This is a genomic window from Brevundimonas vesicularis NBRC 12165 (genome assembly GCF_001592205.1).
Taxonomy (GTDB): Bacteria; Pseudomonadota; Alphaproteobacteria; order Caulobacterales; family Caulobacteraceae; genus Brevundimonas; species Brevundimonas vesicularis.
In genome coordinates, this window is record NZ_BCWM01000009.1 from 13,081 (window position 1) to 33,689 (window position 20,609).

Here is a 20,609-nt window from a genome sequence, read left to right on the forward strand (position 1 = left end):
CTTGATTATCCAACCGAGCCTTCAAGGCTGATCGCCACCAGCTTCTGCGCCTCGACGGCGAACTCCATCGGCAGTTTCTGCATCACGTCGCGGACGAAGCCGTTGACCAGCAGGGCCACGGCCTCCTCCTGCGACAGCCCGCGCTGCTGGGCGTAGAATAGCTGGTCGTCCGACAGGCGCGTCGTCGTCGCCTCATGCTCCAGCTGGGCCGAGCCGTTGCGCGCCTCGATATAGGGAATGGTGTGCGAGCCGCAGTCCTTGCCGATCAGCAGGCTGTCGCACTGGGTGAAGTTGCGCACCCCTGTCGCCTTCGGATGCACCGAGACCAGACCGCGATAGGTCGAATCCGACCGACCCGCCGACACCGCCTTGGCGATGATCCGAGATTTCGAATTCTTGCCCAGGTGGATCATCTTGGTGCCGGTGTCGGCCTGCTGATGCCCGTTGGTGATGGCGATGGAATAGAACTCGCCGGACGATTCCTCGCCCTTCAGGATGCAGGACGGATATTTCCAGGTCACAGCCGAGCCGGTCTCGACCTGCGTCCACGACACCTTGGACCGATCGCCCCGGCAGTCGGCGCGCTTGGTCACGAAGTTGTAGATGCCGCCCTTGCCCTCGGCATCGCCCGGATACCAGTTCTGGACCGTTGAATATTTCACCTCGGCGTCGTCCAGCGCAACGATCTCGACCACGGCCGCGTGCAGCTGGTTCTCGTCGCGCATCGGCGCGGTGCAGCCCTCGAGGTAGGAAACGTAAGCCCCCTTGTCGGCGATGATCAGGGTCCGCTCGAACTGGCCGGTCTGGCTGGCGTTGATGCGGAAATAGGTCGACAGCTCCATCGGGCATTTGACGCCCGGCGGGATGTAGACAAATGACCCGTCCGAAAAGACCGCGCTGTTCAGCGCTGCGAAATAGTTGTCCGAGACCGGAACCACCGACCCCAGATATTGCCGCACCAGATCAGGATATTCGCGCAAGGCCTCGGAAATCGGCATGAAAATCACGCCCACCTTGGCCAGTTCTTCCTTGAAGGTCGTGACCACCGACACGCTGTCGAACACGGCGTCCACGGCGACCTTGGGCGCGCCCTGCACCCCGGCCAGCACCTCCTGCTCCTTCAGCGGGATGCCCAGCTTCTTGTAGATTTCCAGGATTTCGGGGTCGACCTCGTCCAGCGACTTGGGCCCCTCCTTCGCCTTGGGCGCCGCATAGTAGAACAGGTCCTGATAATCGACGGGCTCGTAACGGACCGCCGCCCAGGTCGGCTCCTCCATCGCCAGCCAGCGCTCATAGGCGGCCAGACGCCATTCCAGCATCCATTCCGGCTCGCCCTTCTTTTCGGAAATGAAGCGCACGATCTCGGCGCTCAGACCCTTGGGCGCATATTCCGTCTCGATGTCGGATGTGAAGCCGTGCTCGTACTTCTCCAGCGCGGCGACGGCGTCGATGGTTTCCTTGACGGCGGCCATCAGGCGACCTCTCTCACGCGCTCGGCGGCGCGCGTCTTGTGCTTGTTGAAGGCGGCAACCCAGGCGTCGGCGAACCGCGCCCAGTCGCTCTCGACCGTGCCCCAGCCGCCGGACACGCGAACGCCCCCGGTCGCCAGGCTGTTCAGCCCCATGGCGCTGATGGCCTTGGATGGCTTGACCTTGCCCGACGAGCAGGCCGAGCCGGCCGACACCATGACGCCCGTCAGGTCCAGGGTGATCAGCTGCTGCGGACTGTCCCAGCCCTCGACGGCCATGAACAGGGTGTTGGGCAGCCGCGCCACGCCGCCGCCGATGATGGTCGCGCCTGCGGCCTTGACCTTCGCCTCGGCCGCATCGCGCCAGGCGACGTGCGAGGCCATCGTCTCCAGATCCCGCGCGGCGCAATCCGCTGCGACGCCGAACCCGGCGATGCCCGGCACGTTCTCGGTCCCGGCGCGCAGGCCCCGCTCCTGCCCCGCGCCGTGCAGGATGCGCACGCCCGACAGGCCTGCCTTGAAGATCAGGGCGCCCACGCCCTGCGCCCCGCCCAGCTTGTGCGCCGACAGAGTCAAAGTGTCCGCGTCCAGCGCGCGCATATCGACCGCGATCTTGCCCGCCGACTGGATGGCGTCGACATGCAGCCAGCCGCCCGCCGCCCGCACCAGAGCCGCCGCCTCGGCGATCGGCTGAATGACGCCGCTTTCGTTGTTCGCATGATGGATGGCGACCACGGCCCGGCCCGGACGGCTCAACGCCTGCGCCAGCCAGTCCAGATCGACCACGCCGTTCGCATCGACCGTCAGCACCTCGACCGGCGCCCCCGCATTCGCCGCCGTCTCGGCCACGCACGGATGTTCCGTCGCTGAAACGATCAGCCGCTCGCATCCGGCGGCAAGGGCGCTGGCGATGCCCTGGGCATTGGCTTCGGTGCCGCCCGAGTTGAACACCACCGCCGTCGGATCGGCCCCGACCAGGTCCGCGACCTGCGCCCGCGCGGTCTCGACCCGCGCCCGCGCCCGCCGGCCGGCCGCATGGACCGCCGACGGATTGCCGTTGTCGGCCAGGGCCCTGGCCACGATCTCCAGCACCTCCGGTCGCACCAGGCCCGAGGCGTTATAGTCCAGATAGACGCCGCTCATGCCGCGACCCCCACGGCCGAGGCCTCGACATTGCGACGACGCTGGCCCGTGCGGTTCATCACCACATCCTCCAGCGACACGCCCGCCAGATAGCGATGGATTTCGTCGCCCAGGTCTTCCCAGAGATTGTGGGTGATGCAGCGTTCGCCGGCCAGCATGCAGCCCTTGGGCGAGCCATGCGCCACGCACCGCGTCGCCCGGATCGGTTCATCCACCGCCAGCACGATCTCGGCGACCACCGTCTCATGCGCCGCCTTGGCCAGACGGTATCCGCCGCCCGGTCCGCGCACGCTCTTGACCAGTTCGCTCTTCCTCAGACGGGCGAACAGTTGCTCCAGATAGCTCAGCGAAATCTCCTGGCGCGCGGCGATCTCGGCCAGCGAAACCGCCCGGATTTCACCGCTCTCGCCGCGTCCATTCTTCGCCAGATCGGCCATCGCCATCACGGCGTATCGTCCCTTGGTCGATAGACGCATTTCGCACCTTCAAAAATTGCGCGCTTTTCGGGGCTCCTGTGCTAGAACCCGCGCCTTCGCAAAGGCGGCGCGCTTGCGGAGGGACTTAGAAAGTCCCACCTCCGCGGTCAAGTATTACGCACTCGCGAAATGACAGTTGAACGGATTCCAGAGCCCCTATGCCTGAAGTCATCCTGCCCGGCGCCTCCGGTCGCATCGAAGGCCGCTATTCCCCGGGCAAGCGCCCGAACGCCCCGATCGCGCTGATCCTGCATCCGCACCCGAAGGCGGGCGGACATATGAACAACCCGGTCGCGGTCACCCTGCACCAGCTGTTCCAGCAGCGTGGCTTTGCGACCCTGCGCTACAACTCGCGCGGCGTCGGCAAGTCGCAGGGCGAGTTCGATTCGGGCATCGGCGAGCTGGCCGACGCCGCCACCGCCCTCGACTGGCTCCAGGCCAACAATCCCGGCGCCAGCCAGACCTGGGTCGCCGGCTATCAGTTCGGCGCCTACATCGGCATGCAGCTTCTGATGCGTCGCCCCGAGACGGACGGCTTCATCTCGGTCTCGCCGCCGTCGAACATGTATGACTTCAGCTTCCTGGCGCCCTGCCCGGCGTCCGGCCTGTTCCTGCACGGCACGGCCGACACCATCGTCCCGCCGGTCGAGGTCGAACGCGTGGTCAACAAGCTGCGCACCCAAAAGGGCATCATCATCGACTACGAACTGGAAGAGGGCGCCAGCCACTTCTGGCAGGACCACATGAGCGCGGTCGAAACCCGCGTCGGCGCCTATTTGGACAAGCGTCTGGAAGAAAAGCCGGCCTGATATTCAGCTTGGCGTCACGGCTGATTAAGGCGCGGGCGGCATGATCGGGCGAAACATCGCTGCGAGATCCGCCATGCGTCCGCCCCTTCTGATCGCCTTGATCGCCTCTCTGGCCTTGCCCACGGCCGTTGCGGCTCAGTCGACTCCCGCACCAGAGCGCGATTTCTGCGCCGATCGCCCCGGCAAGGGCACTCCGACCTGCATCCTCGACAAGGGCCGCTGGCAGGTCGAACTCGGCCTGTTCGACGGCGCGCGCCAAACGGACGGTACGACACGGACTGACACCTGGGACGCCGGTGACCTGTTCGTGCGCTATGGCCTGACCGGCCTGACTGAGCTTCAACTCGGCCTGACGACCTGGAACCACGAACGCATTCTCGACCGCGCGACCGGCGATCGTGATGTGAACGAAGGCGTCGGCGATCTCAGTCTCGGCCTGCGCCATTCTCTGAAAAACCCGGATGGCTCGGGCCTGTCCGTCGCGATTTCCGGCTTCATCACCGCGCCCACGGGTGCGCGTGGCATTCGCGCCGACGGTGTCGAGGGCGGCGTCATCCTGCCGGTCTCCATCCCGCTGAACGACGACTGGAGCCTGAGCCTGTCGCCCGAGATCGACTGGGTCTCGGATGCGGACGGCGACGGCCGCCATGGCGCCTATACGATGGTCGCCGGCGTCGGACGCGGTTTTGGCCAATGGGACCTGGGCGCCGAGGTCTGGATCAGCCGCGACGATGATCCCGTCGCCCCGACCACGCCCTCGACCTTCGACCTGACCGCCGTCTGGTCGCCCCGTCCCTGCCCGACGCCCAGGTGGATTTCGGCCTCAACTTCGGCCTGAACGACGACAGTCCGGATGTGGAGTTCGGCGTCGGTCTTGCACGACGGTTCTAGATCGCCGTTGCGGATCAGACGTGTCGCTGCGACAAATGGGCATGGCCGATGCGACCGACATCCCCGGCGGCGTGGTTCACGACTTGCCGCACGACCTGCGCGCATCGCTGGTCGCCGCGCCTGAAGCCTTGGCGACCTGGCGCGACATCACACCCCTGGCCCGCAACGAATGGATCTGCTGGATCGAGTCCGCCAAGAAGTCGGAAACCCGGCGCAAACGACTGGATTGGGGCCGGGCGAGCTTAAGCGACGGCAAACGCCGCCCCTGCTGCTGGCCCGGTTGCCCTCACCGTTAAGCGATCACGCCGGTTCGACCACCGCTTCTTTCGCCGGCTCGGTGCGGATCATGTAGTCGAAGGCCGACAGACCTGCCTTGGACCCTTCGCCCATGGCGATGACGATCTGCTTGTAGGGCACGGTCGTCGCGTCGCCCGCCGCAAAGATGCCTGGCTGCGAGGTCTCGCCGCGGTGATCCACCTCGATCTCGCCGCGCGGGGTCAGGCCCACCGCGCCGTGCAGCCATTCGGTGTTCGGGACCAGACCGATCTGCACGAAGATGCCTTCCAGATCGACGTCGTGATGGGCGTCGGAGTTGCGGTCCTTGTAGGACAGGCCCGTCACCTTCTCGCCGTCGCCCTGCACCTGGGTCGTCAGGGCCGAGGTCACGATCCGCACGTTCGGCAGGGTCGCCAGCTTGCGCTGCAGCACCGCATCGGCCCGCAGTTCGCTGTCGTATTCGATCAGGGTCACATGGGCCACGATGCCCGCCAGGTCGATCGCCGCCTCGACGCCGGAGTTGCCGCCGCCGATCACCGCCACCCGCTTGCCCTTGAACAGCGGCCCGTCGCAGTGCGGGCAATAGGCCACGCCCTTGTTCTTGTACTGCTCCTCGCCCGGCACGTTCATCTGGCGCCAGCGCGCGCCGGTCGACAGGATCACGGTGCGCGATTTCAGCGATGCGCCGTTCTCCAGCACCACCTCATGCAGGCCGCCCGCAACCTTGGCCGGGACCAGCTTGGCCGCCTTCTGCAGGTTCATCAGGTCCACTTCATACTCGCGGACGTGTTGCTCCAGATGGGCCGCCAGCTTTGGCCCCTCGGTATAGGGGACCGAGACGAAGTTCTCGATCGCCATCGTGTCCAGCACCTGTCCGCCGAAGCGTTCGGCGACGACGCCCGTGCGAATGCCCTTGCGCGCCGTATAGATGGCGGCCGCCGCCCCGGCTGGACCGCCGCCGACCACCAGAACCTCGAACGGATCCTTGGACTTCAGACGCTCGGCCGCGCGGGCTTCGGCGCCGGAATCCAGCTTGGCGACGATCTGCTCCAGCTCCATCCGGCCCTGACCGAACAGCTCGCCGTTCAGGAAGACCGTCGGCACGGCCATGATCTTGCGTTCCTCGACCTCGTCCTTGAACAGGCCGCCCTCGATGGCGACGTGTTTGATGCGCGGATTGATCACGCTCATCAGGTTCAGCGCCTGCACCACGTCCGGGCAGTTCTGGCAAGACAGCGAGAAATAGGTCTCGAACACATAGTCGCCGTCCAGGTCCCTGACCTGCTGGATCACCTCCTGCGCCGCCTTGGAGGGATGGCCGCCGACGTGCAGCAGGGCCAGCACCAGCGAGGTGAACTCGTGGCCCAGCGGAATGCCCGCGAACCGCACCCCGATGTCCGTGCCCTTGCGCCGGATCAGGAAGCTGGGCTGACGCTCGTCGTCATAGTCGCGGCCCATCTCGACCTTGCCGTGCGAGACCGAGACGATCTCCTCCAGCAGGGTCTTCAGCTCGATCGATTTCGGCCCTGCGCCCAGCGAGGCGACCAGTTCGACGGGATGGACGATGTTCTTGAGGTAGGCTTCGAGCTGGGATTTCAGATTGGCGTCTAGCATCGGATGCTCCTCGAATTTCAGGGTAACGCGCCGCCTTCGAGCCGATCCCGGCGAGGCCTGCGCGATAAGGTCCGCGTCCCGCATTTGGGAGGCGGTCGGGTGGGTCCGACCCGAAGGCCGGACCCGATAGGCGTAGTCAGTCTTAGATCTTGCCGACGAGGTCGAGCGACGGGGCCAGGGTGGCTTCGCCTTCTTCCCACTTGGCCGGGCAGACTTCACCCGGGTGCGAGCGCACATACTGGGCGGCCTTGACCTTGCGCAGCAGTTCAGCGGCGTTGCGGCCGATGCCTTCCGAGGTCGTCTCGGTGAACTGGATCACGCCGTCCGGATCGACCAGGAAGGTCGCGCGGTCGGCCAGGCCCACGCCGGGACGCATGGCGTCGAAGTTGTTGGTCACCAGGCCCGACGGATCGCCCAGCATCGTGTATTCGATCTTGCCGATCGCCGGCGACGAGTCGTGCCAGGCCTTGTGCGAGAAGTGGGTGTCGGTCGACACCGAATAGATCTCGACGCCCAGCTTCTGGAACTCGGCGTAGTGGTCGGCCAAGTCTTCCAGTTCGGTCGGGCACACGAAGGTAAAGTCGGCCGGATAGAAGAAGAAGATCGCCCACTTGCCCGCGACGTCGGCGTCCGTGACCGTCAGGAACTTGCCGCCCTTATAGGCTTCGGCCGTAAAGGGTTTGATGGTCGTGTTGATGAGGGCCATGCGCAAAATCCAATGCAAGGTGGTTGGGAGGCGCTCTCCCTACCGCACTGCACCAAATAAGCCCAATCACTTATTTGCGGATACGTGATAAATTTTCCTTATACAATCTCTGAGACCTTACGTCATGTGTTCACGACATTGCGTAGCCAGAAATGCATCGTCATCCGCGACGAACTGAAAACACTTCTGGCGAAGCAAGCGCGCGGAAGCCGAAGCGCTGCCAAATCTCAGGCCTTGCGGTCGCTTTCGAACCCGTCCAGCCATGCCAGACGCACTTTCAAGGTTTCGTGGACGATGCCAATCGCCACACGCTCCGTTTCATCTCTATCACGACCATAGGCTGGCAACGAAGCCAGTTGCGCCTCCGTCGTCCTCCTAAGTGCTTCAAATAGCGCGCTACGCTCAACTTCAGGCAACATAGCCCATAGGCCAGCCCGAATTCGGAATGGGTCCAGACCGATGTTGCTCGCCTTTTCCGCATCCAGACTCCAGGCTTTCAGCTTTGCTTCACCCAACGGCGTGAGTGACAGCTGACGCGCCCGCCTTGCACCTTCAGGTTCGCCCATCTTGAGCAGCCCGGCAGCCTCTAGGCGACGTATAGCCGGACTCACGGCGCCGGCGCTGCCGCTCCATTCCGAAGACATCGATAACTGGAACGCCCGCCGCACTTTGAAAGCGGTCGTCATCCCACGATGGTGAATCTCCACCATCAACGCGCCTTCCAGTTCCGTGAGCGGTTCTGACGACAATTTCACTTGCGACCCTCGCCTCCAACGGTACGATTAGCACTATTGAAGCTTGGACAAGACCTCATGTTAACGCGCCGCTCCGTTCTGCTCACGCCTGCCGCCCTTTCGCTTGTGGCGGCCCATCCGAAGGCCGCCCTCGCATTAGATGTCCAAAACGTACGCCCGCGTAGCGAAATGGCGTCACTATTCGTTTCGCTTGACCGATTATTGATCATAGCGCGGATCGCAAACGGGATCGCCGCGCCCATGATCTTCGATACAGGAACGAGTGGATCGGCGATCGATACTCCCTATGTGACAGCCCTTAATTTACAAAAGACCGGAGATGCAATCACCATCGACGGCGCCACTGGCAAACCTCTTGAAGATCGATTCTTGACGACATTGCCGGACGTCAATTTGGGAGGCATCGCCGTCGGCGATCAGGATTTCGCCGTCTATTCGCATCCTTCGCCCAACGAAGCTGGAATTGTCGGTCCCTACATTTTTGGCGACAGGCTTGTATGTCTTGAGTTGTCGCATGATCGACTTCGGGTTCGTGACAAATCTCGCTTCACCCTGCCAACCGGCGCATCCTACCCCTACCTCCCGGACGAGCGGCCGGGCATTACGGTCGAGGGACCTGGTTTTAGCGTCCTGGGTCTTATGGACACGGGGCACACAGGCAGCTTGACGCTGCCGCTCGCCATGGCGGCGTCGCTTCCGCTTGAGAAAGCGCCGACCGTGATTGGCGCGGCCACTTCGGTCGGCGGCACTCAACCCATCTATGGGGCTCGTATGAAGGGCGCTATTCGTGTCGGCCCACTCGTCATCACGGATCCTGAACTACAATTCTACGGTCAGAGGGTGAATGTGGGCCTCCACCTTCTGCGCCAAATGACGATCGTGATGGACCCGGTCGGGAAGCGAAGCTGGGCTACGACGCCCGACAGACGCGCCGCGTCGCCCCTATCGAACTACGCCGGACGGTACGATGGAATCGAGATACGCGTAGAAGGGGAGCGCCTGATCTATCAGCGCGATGGCAGAGCGCCCCGCCTCCTGACGCCACATGATGGCGACCTCTTTGACTTCGCCAACGATCCGGTAGTTCAGATCCAGTTCGTACGAAATGAGAAAGGCATTGTCGGCTTCGACATCATCGAACGCACCTTGACGGCAGTCGATCGAACCGGATGACCCTGGAAATCAGTACAGCAGGAAGCGTTTTCTTTCTTGCGCCCAGGCCCGTTCGTCAGGCCCAACGGCGGCTTCAAGGTCAGCCGCCTCAGCCCCCGCGTCGTCCACCCATTCCCGCAGGCCCGGCCCGCCGTTGATCACGTCGATGGGCAGTTTCCCGAACGCATATTCATACGGAAAATCCCGCCACAGATCGTAGTTGGGATACAGCCGACGGATCGCCTTGAAGCCCAGGGCTTGAACCCGCCACGGCTTGAAGGCCGCATGGTCGTAGCCAGGGTGATCGACGTGGATCTGCACCCCGCTGCACAGCTTTCCGACGTGCTTATGGAAGGTCGGCTCGAACCACATGTCGCGCAAGACACAACCGCCCAGCCATTCCGGCGCCAAGGCGTGCATTTCCGCGATCACCGCCCGCGCATCGATGTCCGGCGCCCCGAACAGCTCCAGCGGCCGTGTCGTCCCCCGCCCTTCCGACAAGGTCGCGCCTTCCAGCATCACCGTGCCCGCATAGGCGCGCGCCATCGACAGGTTCGGCGCATTCGGGCTGGGATTGACCCACGACCGGTCCAGCAGCGGCCAGCCGAAGCCCGGCCCCGCCTCGGGCGCCCAGCCCTGCATCTCCACCACCCGATAATCCACATCCAGCTTGAACTGGTCGATGAACCACAGGCCCAGTTCGCCCATCGTCATGCCGTGGCGCATCGGCATCGGCCCGGCCCCGACGAAGCTTTCCCAGCCGGGCTTCAGCGTCATCCCCTCCACCGGCCGTCCCGCCGGATTGGGCCGATCCAGCACCCAGACCGACTTGCCGTGTTTCGCCGCCGCCTCCAGCACGTACAGAAGCGTCGTCACATAGGTATAGATGCGGCAGCCCAGGTCCTGCAGATCGACCAGAAGCACGTCGAACTCGGCCATCCATTCGTCGCGCGGGCGCCGCACCTCGCCGTAAAGGCTGAAGACGGGAAAGCCGTGCACCGGATCGCGATAATCCTGGCTCTCCATCATATTGTCCTGCAGATCGCCCTTCATCCCGTGCTGCGGGCCAAAGGCGGCGGTCAGACTGATCTCGGGACAGGCGGCCAGCGCGTCCACCGCGTGGGTCAAATCCTTCGTCACCGACGCCGGATGCGCCAGCAAGGCCACGCGCCGTCCCATCAGCTGCGCCCTCAGGGTGTCGTCGGACAAAAGGCGGTCGAGGCCGAAGTTCATGTCAGGTCCAGCGCGAACGAGTCGGGATGATGAAAGTCCGGCTTATCCGAAGGATGCGCCAGCGCCCAATAGCCGATCGCCCCGTCCACGCCCCGGATCACCGCCGCCAAACCCGCCGCCCCGGCCGCATCCTCCGGCAAGGTCACGTCCGCCGTCAGCACGGATTGTCCGGGCGCCGACCGCGTCACGATGAAGGGCGCGGGCATCTCCAGCTCCCGCATCCCCTCGCGATAGCCGTCGAATCGATAGGCCGCCCACGCCCCCGACGGCGACAGATTGTATTCGACATAGCCGCCCGCCGTCCGCACGAAGGCCTCGAAACAGGTCGCCTGCCACAGCCCATCCGTCCGCACCCGCGCCGCCGCCTCCGGCCGCCACACCCCCTCCACCGGTCCGGCTAGCACATACTCCAGGCTCAGCACCCGCCCGGCTCGCTGCGCCTCGACCTCCAGAGTCAGTCCCGCAGGGCTGGATGTCGGGTGCGGGATCAGGGGCAGACGCATAGGGCCTTCGTATCGAAGCAACGCGCACGGTCAACGCTCATACATCGCCGTGACGCTCACCGCGCGTTGCGATAGTATCGGTTCGGAAAAAGGGAGAACCTCATGACCGACAATCCCGTGAGGGGTCCGGCGTCATACTTCCCCTCAATCGAGAAGACCTACGGCCATCCTATTTCCCATTGGCAGCAGATAGTGCGCGACGGCTATCCCGCCCGGCATATGGAGTTGGTCGCCATTCTCAAGGATGCGCACGGCATGGGCCACGGCCACGCCAACGCCGTGGTCGCCTACACGTTGGCGCAGGACGGATTGAAGTAGCGGCCACGCTCGAAAGTCACGCTAACCATAGTATTTCCGCCAGATATATCCCAACAAAACAACGTGTTGAGATGAAGCAGCAGCGCTCACCCTGTCACTCTGCAAAACGGTTGTACAATGGGCGCGCCATGCCCAAAGCCGCTCCGCCTGAACTCCACCATCTTGCATTTTGCACGCGTTTTCGCGGTGCAGTGCAATTTCGCGCCGACCGAGATTAGACGAATTAGACACTTTAGACGGTGTTTTTCATCCGCATCGTCTGAACAGCCGACGCCGCCTCGACTAGGGGAAGACGACCCTCGTCATCCCTGCTAACCCAGCCTCACCATGACCGAACACGCCTTCAAATCCGACTTCCTGCGCACGCTTCAGGCGCGCGGCTACATCCATCAGATCACCCACCCCGTCGAATTGGATGAGGCGGCCGCTGCGGGCGTGGTGCCGGGCTATATCGGCTTCGACGCCACTGCGCCGTCACTGCACGTCGGCAGCCTGATCCAGATCATGATGTTGCGCCGGCTTCAGCAGGCGGGCGGCAAGCCCATCGTCTTGATGGGCGGCGGCACGACCAAGGTCGGCGACCCCACCGGCAAGGATACGTCGCGTCCGCAACTGACCGAAGAGACGATCCAGTCGAACATCGATACCATCACGACGGTCTTCGCCAAGTTCCTGACGTTCGGCGACGGCCCGACCGATGCGGTCATGGTCAACAATGACGACTGGCTGTCCGGCTACGGCTACATCCAGTTTCTGCGCGACTTCGGGACCCACTTCACCGTCAACCGGATGCTGGCCTTCGACTCGGTCAAGCTGCGGCTGGAGCGTGAGCAGCCCATGACCTTCCTTGAGTTCAACTACATGCTGATGCAGTCGGTGGACTTTCTGGAGCTAAACCGCAGCCACAAGGTCACCCTGCAAATGGGCGGCTCGGATCAGTGGGGCAACATCACTTCGGGCGTGGATCTGGTGCGCCGCGTGGATCAGAAGGCCGCCTTCGGCCTGACCACGCCGCTGCTGACCACGGCATCCGGCGGCAAGATGGGCAAGACCGCTCAGGGCGCCATCTGGCTGAACGCCGAACAACTCAGCCCCTACGACTACTGGCAGTTCTGGCGTAACGCCGAGGACGCCGACGTCGGCCGCTTCATGCGCCTGTTCACGGACCTGAGCCTGGAACAGATCGCAGAATACGAAGCGCTGGAAGGCGCGGCCATCAATGACGCCAAGAAGGCCCTCGCCGACGCCGCAACCACACTCCTGCATGGCGCGGACGAGGCCGCAAAGGCGCGCGCCGCCGCCGAAAGCAACTTCGAAAAAGGCCAGCTGTCCGCCGACCTGCCGACCGTCGAACTGCCGTTGGCAGAGGTCTACGGCGCCATGATCGCCGCCGTCGTGACAAAGGCCGGCCTGACGGCGTCCAACGGTGAGGCCCGTCGCCTGGCCCAGGGCGGCGGCCTGCGTCTGAACGACGCCGCGGTGTCCGACGGCGCCCAACTGCTGACCGAGGCCGACCTCAAGGACGGCGTCATCAAACTGGCGGCCGGCAAGAAAAAGATCGTTCTGGTGAGGCCCGTCTGATGTCCGCCGCCGAAGGCCAGCCCGCCCCCGCTCTCGACCTGCCCACGGACGGCGGCGGCCGCGTCACCCTCGCCGCCCTCAACGGCAAGCCTGCCGTCGTCTATTTCTACCCCAAGGACGACACGACTGGCTGCACGCGTGAGGCCCAGGACTTCACCGCCCGGGCCTCTGAATTCGCCGCGCTGGGCGTTCCGGTTATCGGCGTGTCCAAGGACACGGTGAAGAAGCACGACAGGTTCAAGGCCAAATACGATCTTGCCGTCACCCTCGCCTCCGACGAGGACGGCGCCGCCTGCGAGGCTTGGGGCGTCTGGGTGCAGAAGAAGCTCTATGGCCGCGAATATATGGGCATCGAGCGGGCCACCTTTCTGATCGACGCCGAGGGCCGCGTCGCCAAGGCCTGGCGCAATGTGAAGGTCGCCGACCACGCCGCCGCCGTGCTGGAGGCTGCCAGGGCCTGTGATCAGCGAGCGCCGTTCGGAAGCGATGCTTGACCTTGGCCCCTCCTCCACGGCCTAGTGGGCGTCGGGGCTAATAGGGGCTTGGCCGGCCTTGGCTGGCAGATGCGGAGCGCACCATGTTCACCAAGAGCAAATCCTACGACAGCGGATCGAACGGCCTGGGCATCCCCCCGGCGCCCGAACCGACCACGCCTACGCCGACGGCTGCGAGCACGCCGTCGCTGCCCGCGACGACGCCTGCGCCGCGCGCGCCCGAACCGGCCCGTCCGGCGGCCCGGTCCAGCAATCTGTCGACCCTGTCGGCCGGCGTGAAATACGAAGGCAACATCTCCGGCGCCGGCGAGCTCCAGGTCGACGGTTCTTTGAAGGGCGACGTCCGCGTCTCGCGCGTCGTGATCGGCGAAGGCGGCTCGGTCGAGGGCACGGTCCATGCCGACGTCCTTGACGTGCGCGGCCGCGTCTCGGGCGCCATCGTTGCGAAGCAGGTCAAGCTTCACGCCACTGCCCGTGTCGAGGGCGACATCACCCAGGAACAGCTCGCCATCGACCAGGGCGCCTGGTTCCAGGGCCGCTGCAACCAGGCCAAGCGCGACACCCCCGGCGCCGCCATGCTGGAAGCCCCCGCGCCGAAGGCCGACAAGGCTGACAAGACCGCCGCCTGACCGCGTCGAATGCGAACGGCCGCAAAGCCGGAAGCCCAAAACAAAAAGGGCGGCTCGTTGGAGCCGCCCTTTTCCGTCAGTCCACGCTCGATCCGCGGGTCTCGCCGACCCGCTGGGCCAGGGCCGCGCCCATGAAGGCGTCCAGGTCGCCGTCCAGCACGCCTTGGGTGTCCGAGGTCTCAACTTCGGTCCGCAGGTCCTTCACCATCTGATAGGGCTGCAGGACATAGGAGCGGATCTGGTGGCCCCACCCGATGTCGGTCTTGGCGTCGGCCAGCGCCTGAGCCGCCGCCTCACGCTTCTGCAGTTCCAACTCGTACAGGCGCGCGCGCAGCATCTTCCACGCCATTTCGCGGTTCTGGTGCTGCGACCGGCCGGCCTGGCAGGCCACGACGGTGTTGGTCGGGGTGTGCGTCAGGCGCACGGCCGAGTCGGTCTTGTTGATGTGCTGACCGCCGGCGCCCGAGGCGCGATAGGTGTCGGTGCGCACGTCCGAGGGGTTGATGTCGATCTCGATCGCGTCGTCCACGACCGGCGACACCCCGATGGAGGCGAAGCTGGTGTGGCGCTTGGCCGCCGCGTCATAGGGGCTGATGCGGACCAGGCGGTGCACGCCCGACTCCGACTTCAGCCAGCCATAGGCGTTGGGGCCTTCAATCAGGATGGTGGCCGATTTGACCCCCGCCTGCTCGCCCTCTTCGTGCGCCTCGATCGTGACCTCATAGCCGTGCGCCTTGGCCCAGCGGGAGTACATGCGCAGCAGCATGCCGGCCCAGTCGTTCGATTCGGTGCCGCCGGCGCCGGAGTTCACTTCCAGATAGGCGTCGTTGCCGTCGGCCTCGCCGGACAGCAGGGCTTCCAGCTCGGCGCGGGCGGCGCGTTCCTTGATGCCGCGCAGCGACGCGCGAGCGTCTTCCAGCGCGCCCTCGTCGCCTTCCTCGTCCGCCATCTCGGCCAGCATCACCCCGTCTTCGAGGTCCTGCTCCATCGCCTTGACGGTGTTGATCTTGCCTTCCAGCTGCGAGCGTTCGCGGCTGACGGCCTGGGCCTCGTCAGGCTTGTCCCACAGTGTCGGATCCTCGACCCGCGCGTTCAGCTCATCGAGCTTTCTTAGAGCGACATCCCAGTCAAAGACGCCTCCTGAGCAGAGCGACGCTCTGCTCGATGTCGGCCTTCATGGCCTCGACATCCGGTCTCATCGCAATCTCCGCGACACAACGCCCTTAAGCAGCGCGACCCGCAGCCGCGCGACAGGGCAGGATTAATGGAAAACGGCGCGCCACGAGGACGCGCCGTTCGAAAGCCCTACCTAGAGCTTCAGTACAATCCGCTCAAGTCCTCGGCCGGCGCCTTCTTGGGCGGCGGCGGCGCGGTGGGCGCGGGCGACGAGGCGGGCGCGCCGCTGGCGGCCTCCTGCTCGCGGCGGATCACCTCATAGTAGTTCTGCGGTCCGACGGGCTGGGCCGGGCCGGTCGGGCGCGGCGGCGGGGCCTGGCGTTCGGTGCCGGGGCGGAAGGCCTCCTCGATGCCGTTGACGGTCCGGAAGATGGCGTTCTTGGGCCGCACGAACGGGCGAGCCGGCCTTTCCTTCAACGCCGTCTGCATGAACTCCGTGAAGACCGGCACGGCGGCCGAGGCGCCGGCTTCTCCGGATCCCAGAGAGCGGTTGTCATCAAAGCCGATGAAGACGCCGACCACGATGTCGGTGGTGAAGCCCACGAACCAGGCCGAGCGATATTCGTTGGTCGTGCCGGTCTTGCCCGCGACCCACGGACCCAGGCCGCGCGCGCTGGCGGCCGTGCCGCGCTGAACCACGCCTTCCAGCATGGAGCTCATCTGATAGGCGGTGATCGGGTCGATGACCTGGGTTCCGCGCTGCTGCAGGCGCGGCGACTCCTGGCCGGAGAAGCCCCGTCCACATTCGCGGCAGCTGCGGTTGTCGGCGCGGAAGATGGTCTCGCCGTCGCGGTCCTGCACATAGTCGATCAGATAGGGCGTCACCCGCCGCCCGCCGTTGGCGAAGGCGGAATAGGCGGCCGTGATCTCAAGCGGCGTGACCTCACCGGCGCCCAGCGACACCGACAGGTTCGGCGTCATGCCCGGCAGACCCATCTTGGCCGACTGATCGACGATCTTCTTCATCCCGACCGACTGGGCCAACCGCACCGTCATCACGTTGCGCGACAGTTCCAGCCCGCGCCGCAGCGTCTGAGGTCCATAGTATTGGCGGCTATAGTTCTCGGGCGTCCAGCGCGTGCCGTTGGGACCGCCGGCGAAGCTGATCGGTGCATCCAGCACGATCGAGGCGGGGGTGAAGTCGCCCTCCAGCGCCGTCGCATAGACGAAGGGTTTGAAGGCGGAACCCGGTTGGCGGCGCGCCTGAGTCGCCCGGTTAAAGCTGGACAGCGCGTAGGAATAGCCGCCGACCATCGCCAGCACGCGGCCGGACTGCGGCTCGATGGCGACCAGCGCCCCGTTGACGCGCGGCACCTGCTTCAGGGCGAACTGGCCGCCCTGCGGCTCCACGAAGATCAGTTCGCCGCGTTTCAGCTGACGATTGGCGTTGGCCCAGGCCGCGTCCGACGCCAGCAGCGTGCCGGACTTGTCGTCACGGGCGGTGCGGATGCGGACCGTGTTGCCGCTGACGCTTTCGATGGCGGCGGCCTGCCAGCTGCGGCGCTCGGGCGGCGCCTGTTCCTTCAGCGCGACCGCCTGCCAGCCGTCGGCGAAGTCGGTCGTGCCCCACCCGCCGCGCCAGCCGTGACGACGGTCGTAGTTCTCAAGCCCCTGCATCAGAGCCCGGCGCGCCGCCGTCTGCAGCGTCGGGTCCAGGGTCGTGCGCATATAGAAGCCGCCGGCGCGCAGCTGCTCGCCGAACTGGGGATTGGCTGCGGCCTGGCGGCGCGCCTCCTCGACGAAGAAGTCGGCGTCCTTGTAATCCGACCGTTGCGGCGCATCGCGCGTGACTAGAGGCTTGGCGCGCGCCTCGACCAACTGCTCAGGCGTCAGCCAGCCGCTCTGCTCCATCTCGCCCAGCACCCAGTCACGACGGCCCTTGGCCGCCCCGGGGCGACGCTTGGGGTGATAGTTGTTCGGCCCCTTGGGCAGGGACGCCAGGAAGGCGGCTTCGTCGGGCGACAGCTGCGCCAGCGACTTGCCGAAATAGTTGTAGGCCGCCGACGCGATGCCGAACGAGCGATAGCCCAGGAAGATTTCGTTCAGATACAGCTCGAGGATCTGTTCCTTGGACAGGGTCGCCTCCAGGCGATTGGCCAGGATGGCTTCCTTCAGCTTGCGGTTCAGGCTGGATTCGTTGGTCAGCAGGACGTTCTTGGCCACCTGCTGGGTGATGGTCGAGCCGCCTTCCAGCCGGCGTCCCGACGCCAGATTGAAGACGTTCTTCAGCGACGCGCGGCCGATGCCGCCCACGTCGATGCCGCCATGCTGGAAGAAGTTGCGATCTTCGGCCGCCAGGAAGGCGTGGATCACCGGCTGGGGAATCTGGTCGTAGGAGACATAAATCCGGCGCTCATCCGAAAACTCGCCGATCAGGGTGCCGTCGCCGGCATAGACGCGCGTCGCGGTCGGCGGGCGATAGTCCGCCAGCTCCGACGCATCAGGCAGGTCGTGGAACAGCCACGCGGCATAGACGGCGACGACCAACCCCGCCAGGGCGATGCCGCCCAGCAGAACCATGCCCGCCCACACGAACCAGCGTTCGGCAATGTTCACTGCGTACTCCGACGACGCGCCCCAGCAGGTGCTTTAGCCCGCGTCGCCCGCCGATGGCTAGACCTTGATCGGCTGGGGAGGAATCGCTCCGCGATTCCGTTGAAGCCGTGAATCAAGGTCTCGCTTGAACCTGGAGCCTGATTCACCGCTACGTCGAAGCGCGAAGCGCTTCAACTCAAGCGGATCAGGCTCTAGCCGCGATGCAACGCCCCCTTCCCGTCCGCCGTTAAGCTCCCATCTCAAGCATCCCAACCCAAGGAGCCTGCCATGGAAGTTCTGTATCGCGCCCAATCGACGGCATCGGGCGGAGGCCGTGAGGACGGTCGATCCGCCACCGATGACGGTAAGATCGACGTCAAACTGTCGACGCCGACCGAGATGGGCGGCAAGGGCGGCGACGGCACCAACCCGGAGCAGCTCTTCGCGACCGGATACGCCGCCTGCTACCTCGGCGCCCTGCGTCTGGTCAGCGGCAAGGCCGGCACGCCCGTCAGCCCCGACACCAAGGTCACCGCCGGCGTCGGCTTCGGCAAGAACACCAAGGGCGATGGCTTCAACCTGGATGTCGACCTGACCGTGACCGACCACGGCCTAGAGCAGGCCGTCATCGACGACCTGATCGAGAAGGCGCACCAGGTCTGCCCCTACTCCAACGCCACCCGCAACAACGTCGATGTTCGCCTGAGCGCGAAATAACCGACGCCAAGGGCCGCGCGCGTGTTGAGCCGCGCGCGCGGCGCCTCTAGATGAGGTCCATGACCTCCCCGCTCGACGCCTCCCCCGATCCCCTGCTGACGCTCGAACCGCATCGCCGCGTGACCCTGCGCGAAGCCTTCGGCGTGGACAGCGACATGACCGTGCCCGCCTTCGACGAGCGCGACAGCCATGTGCCCGAGATCGACGAGGCCTATCGCTTCGATCCCCAGACGACGATCGCCATCTGCGCCGGCTTCGCCTTCGACCGTCGCGTCATGGTCCAGGGCTATCACGGCACCGGCAAGTCGACCCATATCGAACAGGTCGCCGCCCGCCTGAACTGGCCCCTGGTGCGTGTGAACCTGGACAGCCACGTTAGCCGGATCGACCTGATCGGCAAGGACGCCATCGTCCTGAAGGACGGCAAGCAGATCACCGAGTTCCGCGAGGGCATCCTCCCCTGGTCGCTGCAACGCCCCATCGCCCTGGTGTTCGACGAATACGACGCCGGCCGGCCCGACGTGATGTTCGTGATCCAGCGCGTGCTCGAGGCCCAGGGTCGCCTGACCTTGCTGGACCAGAACCGCGTCATCCGCCCGAACCGCTATTTCCGCCTGTTCGCCACGACCAACACCATCGGCCTGGGCGACACCACGGGCCTGTATCACGGCGCGCAACAGATCAATCAGGCCCAGCTGGACCGCTGGAACATCGTCACCACGCTGAACTATCTCGATCACGACGTGGAGGCCGAGATCGTCGCCGCCAAGGTGCCCGAGTGGAAGGACGCCGAGGGCCGCCGCCGCATCGCCGCCATGGTCCGCGTCGCCGACATGACCCGCAACGCCTTCATGAATGGCGACATCTCGACCGTCATGTCGCCCCGCACCGTCATCACCTGGGCCCAGAACGCCCAGATCTTCAACGACGACCTGGGCCTCAGCTTCCGCCTGACCTTCCTGAACAAGTGCGACGAACTGGAACGCCCGACCATCGCCGAGTTCTACCAGCGCGCCTTCGGCGAGGACCTGCCGGAAGCGGCGACGCGAGTGAAGGTGGGATAAATGTCTGCAGCGTTGCTGTCCGCCCTGATACTCAGCGCGATATCGGCACAGGCCACCGTGGACAACACGGTGTCCGACGCCTTCGTGGTCGAAGACGGCGGCCTTCGGCATGCAACTTCCGGCTTCTTTTGTCCGTCGCGCATACCCGATGCGACCCTATCAGCATCTCGTCTTGGCGCACCGGGCGACGCCACAGCGGAGGGGGCTTATTGCGAATATGAGGAAGCTGGGAAGCCCGTCGCCTATCTGAGATTCTCAAGAGCAAGCGGCCCGCCCCTGACGGATCAATATTGCCAGTCTCTGCCGCAAGCCCTGAAGCTTCAAATGGGGCCAATGCTTCCGGGCATTCGTCAATATGATCAGGTCGGGCCTTGGCCAGAAGGCCTTGCCCCGCCTTCAGTCGACGGCGAGCCAATCGCGCCCTTAACCTGTACCTTGTCGCGACCGCCTCGCATCGTCATCCAGTCGACTGCGGCGTTCACTCGTGCGGGTTGGACGGTGACTGCGATCGGAACCCCGATACCGCCCCCATGCTGCAATGGTCACAGTGGCCTTCGGCTGATCGCAAAGGACATGCTCAGCTTGGTCCTCATCATCGAGACGGCGGCGTCCTACAGGGCGCCCACGACCTAGGCTTTGGCAGCCCAACAAGCTTCGTCTATCAGCCCCGCGCCTCTTCACCGCCGCCGATGAAGGCGCCGGCGATCCAGCTGACGACGCCGGTCACGATGGCCGCACCGATGCCGGCCCACAGGCCGTCGACGCGGAAGCCGTCCAGCAAGATGGAGGTCAGCCCGATCATTGCGGCGTTCACGACCAGCAGGAACAGTCCAAGGGTCACGACGGTAATCGGGAAGGTCAGCACGACCAGGATCGGCCGCACAAAGGCGTTGACCAGGCCCAGAATGATAGCGGCCGCGATCAGCGATCCGGTGCTGGTGAAATCGACGCCCGGCACGATCTGGGCGGACAGCCAAAGGCCCGCCATGGTGACCAGCGCTTGGATGATGAAACGGATCATGACGGCCCTCGTTACGTTCAAGCGTGACCATAATGCACGAGGTGGACG

The 20,609-nt window shown here is 65.1% G+C and carries 21 protein-coding genes; 10 read left to right on the forward strand and 11 right to left on the reverse strand.

Translation table 11 applies throughout. From position 1 onward, the window contains the following. Nucleotides 1–5: 5 nt before the first annotated feature. Genes sufB through BVE01S_RS08475 form a run of 3 tightly spaced genes read right to left on the reverse strand, consistent with a single transcriptional unit; the run spans nucleotide 6 to nucleotide 3,087 of the window. Nucleotides 6–1,472 carry a Fe-S cluster assembly protein SufB gene (sufB, locus tag BVE01S_RS08465; RefSeq protein WP_066626515.1) on the reverse strand — a complete coding sequence of 489 codons (1,467 nt, stop codon included), beginning with the start codon at nucleotides 1,470–1,472 and terminating at the stop codon, nucleotides 6–8. Continuing rightward, nucleotides 1,472–2,611 (reverse strand): cysteine desulfurase family protein, encoded by a 1,140-nt coding sequence (locus BVE01S_RS08470; RefSeq protein ID WP_066626516.1) that lies wholly within the window; start codon nucleotides 2,609–2,611, stop codon nucleotides 1,472–1,474. The genes sufB and BVE01S_RS08470 overlap by 1 nt, the downstream gene beginning before the upstream one ends. After that, complete coding sequence (locus BVE01S_RS08475; RefSeq protein WP_017504015.1) at nucleotides 2,608–3,087, reverse strand: Rrf2 family transcriptional regulator; 480 nt, start codon at nucleotides 3,085–3,087, stop codon at nucleotides 2,608–2,610. The genes BVE01S_RS08470 and BVE01S_RS08475 overlap by 4 nt, the downstream gene beginning before the upstream one ends. A gap of 158 nt (nucleotides 3,088–3,245) precedes the next feature. Between BVE01S_RS08475 and BVE01S_RS08480 the strand changes: the two genes are divergently transcribed. The 3 genes from BVE01S_RS08480 (at nucleotide 3,246) to BVE01S_RS08490 (ending at nucleotide 5,083) form a co-directional block, all read left to right on the forward strand. Next, nucleotides 3,246–3,896, forward strand: coding sequence for an alpha/beta hydrolase (locus BVE01S_RS08480; RefSeq protein WP_017504016.1), 651 nt, complete (start codon nucleotides 3,246–3,248; stop codon nucleotides 3,894–3,896). A 73-nt stretch (nucleotides 3,897–3,969) separates the two neighbouring features. Then, nucleotides 3,970–4,734 (forward strand): transporter, encoded by a 765-nt coding sequence (locus BVE01S_RS08485; protein ID WP_066626517.1) that lies wholly within the window; start codon nucleotides 3,970–3,972, stop codon nucleotides 4,732–4,734. 73 nt (nucleotides 4,735–4,807) lie between these two features. Beyond that, nucleotides 4,808–5,083 (forward strand): YdeI/OmpD-associated family protein, encoded by a 276-nt coding sequence (locus BVE01S_RS08490; RefSeq protein WP_240612099.1) that lies wholly within the window; start codon nucleotides 4,808–4,810, stop codon nucleotides 5,081–5,083. 4 nt (nucleotides 5,084–5,087) lie between these two features. Here BVE01S_RS08490 and ahpF read toward each other — a convergent pair whose 3' ends face one another. From ahpF to BVE01S_RS08505, 3 genes are all read right to left on the reverse strand, one after another. Further along, a complete protein-coding gene (gene ahpF, locus BVE01S_RS08495) occupies nucleotides 5,088–6,677 on the reverse strand; it encodes an alkyl hydroperoxide reductase subunit F (protein ID WP_066626518.1) in 1,590 nt (529 codons plus the stop codon). Between the two features lie 142 nt (nucleotides 6,678–6,819). Then, entirely contained in the window at nucleotides 6,820–7,383 is a 564-nt protein-coding gene (gene ahpC, locus BVE01S_RS08500; RefSeq protein WP_017504020.1) for an alkyl hydroperoxide reductase subunit C, read from the reverse strand. 227 nt (nucleotides 7,384–7,610) lie between these two features. Beyond that, nucleotides 7,611–8,093, reverse strand: coding sequence for a MarR family transcriptional regulator (locus BVE01S_RS08505; RefSeq protein ID WP_066626519.1), 483 nt, complete (start codon nucleotides 8,091–8,093; stop codon nucleotides 7,611–7,613). A 102-nt stretch (nucleotides 8,094–8,195) separates the two neighbouring features. On the opposite strand from BVE01S_RS08505, the gene BVE01S_RS08510 reads away from it, so the two are divergent. Continuing rightward, the gene (locus BVE01S_RS08510) at nucleotides 8,196–9,311 is read left to right on the forward strand and encodes an aspartyl protease family protein (protein WP_088582137.1); all 1,116 of its coding nucleotides are present in this window, start codon (nucleotides 8,196–8,198) and stop codon (nucleotides 9,309–9,311) included. Between the two features lie 9 nt (nucleotides 9,312–9,320). Here BVE01S_RS08510 and BVE01S_RS08515 read toward each other — a convergent pair whose 3' ends face one another. Continuing rightward, complete coding sequence (locus BVE01S_RS08515) at nucleotides 9,321–10,523, reverse strand: exo-beta-N-acetylmuramidase NamZ family protein (RefSeq protein WP_066626522.1); 1,203 nt, start codon at nucleotides 10,521–10,523, stop codon at nucleotides 9,321–9,323. Further along, nucleotides 10,520–11,026, reverse strand: a complete 507-nt coding sequence (locus BVE01S_RS08520; protein WP_066626523.1) for a DOMON-like domain-containing protein — start codon at nucleotides 11,024–11,026, stop codon at nucleotides 10,520–10,522. The genes BVE01S_RS08515 and BVE01S_RS08520 overlap by 4 nt, the downstream gene beginning before the upstream one ends. A gap of 102 nt (nucleotides 11,027–11,128) precedes the next feature. On the opposite strand from BVE01S_RS08520, the gene BVE01S_RS08525 reads away from it, so the two are divergent. The 4 genes from BVE01S_RS08525 (at nucleotide 11,129) to BVE01S_RS08540 (ending at nucleotide 14,048) form a co-directional block, all read left to right on the forward strand. Beyond that, nucleotides 11,129–11,344: a DUF4287 domain-containing protein gene (locus tag BVE01S_RS08525; protein WP_066626524.1), complete on the forward strand. Its 216-nt coding sequence runs from the start codon at nucleotides 11,129–11,131 to the stop codon at nucleotides 11,342–11,344. 327 nt (nucleotides 11,345–11,671) lie between these two features. Next, the gene (gene tyrS, locus BVE01S_RS08530) at nucleotides 11,672–12,925 is read left to right on the forward strand and encodes a tyrosine--tRNA ligase (RefSeq protein WP_066626525.1); all 1,254 of its coding nucleotides are present in this window, start codon (nucleotides 11,672–11,674) and stop codon (nucleotides 12,923–12,925) included. Continuing rightward, nucleotides 12,925–13,419, forward strand: a complete 495-nt coding sequence (locus BVE01S_RS08535) for a peroxiredoxin (protein WP_066626527.1) — start codon at nucleotides 12,925–12,927, stop codon at nucleotides 13,417–13,419. The genes tyrS and BVE01S_RS08535 overlap by 1 nt, the downstream gene beginning before the upstream one ends. Before the next feature lie 83 nt (nucleotides 13,420–13,502). After that, nucleotides 13,503–14,048 carry a bactofilin family protein gene (locus BVE01S_RS08540; protein ID WP_082465003.1) on the forward strand — a complete coding sequence of 182 codons (546 nt, stop codon included), beginning with the start codon at nucleotides 13,503–13,505 and terminating at the stop codon, nucleotides 14,046–14,048. A 76-nt stretch (nucleotides 14,049–14,124) separates the two neighbouring features. On the opposite strand, the gene prfB is transcribed toward BVE01S_RS08540, so the two are convergent. Continuing rightward, a protein-coding gene (prfB, locus tag BVE01S_RS08545; RefSeq protein WP_099052186.1) for a peptide chain release factor 2 occupies nucleotides 14,125–15,247 on the reverse strand; the annotation gives its coding sequence in 2 pieces (ribosomal slippage) (nucleotides 14,125–15,177 and nucleotides 15,179–15,247; 1,122 coding nt in all). Nucleotides 15,248–15,365: 118 nt separating this feature from the next. Next, a complete protein-coding gene (locus BVE01S_RS08550; protein ID WP_084375352.1) occupies nucleotides 15,366–17,780 on the reverse strand; it encodes a penicillin-binding protein 1A in 2,415 nt (804 codons plus the stop codon). Between the two features lie 267 nt (nucleotides 17,781–18,047). On the opposite strand from BVE01S_RS08550, the gene BVE01S_RS08555 reads away from it, so the two are divergent. Both BVE01S_RS08555 and cobS read left to right on the forward strand, forming a co-directional pair. After that, nucleotides 18,048–18,476 (forward strand): organic hydroperoxide resistance protein, encoded by a 429-nt coding sequence (locus BVE01S_RS08555; RefSeq protein ID WP_066626529.1) that lies wholly within the window; start codon nucleotides 18,048–18,050, stop codon nucleotides 18,474–18,476. A gap of 59 nt (nucleotides 18,477–18,535) precedes the next feature. Further along, entirely contained in the window at nucleotides 18,536–19,540 is a 1,005-nt protein-coding gene (gene cobS, locus BVE01S_RS08560; protein ID WP_055753459.1) for a cobaltochelatase subunit CobS, read from the forward strand. A 661-nt stretch (nucleotides 19,541–20,201) separates the two neighbouring features. Here cobS and BVE01S_RS08565 read toward each other — a convergent pair. Next, nucleotides 20,202–20,561: a phage holin family protein gene (locus tag BVE01S_RS08565; protein ID WP_066626531.1), complete on the reverse strand. Its 360-nt coding sequence runs from the start codon at nucleotides 20,559–20,561 to the stop codon at nucleotides 20,202–20,204. Between the last annotated feature and the right edge of the window lie 48 nt (nucleotides 20,562–20,609).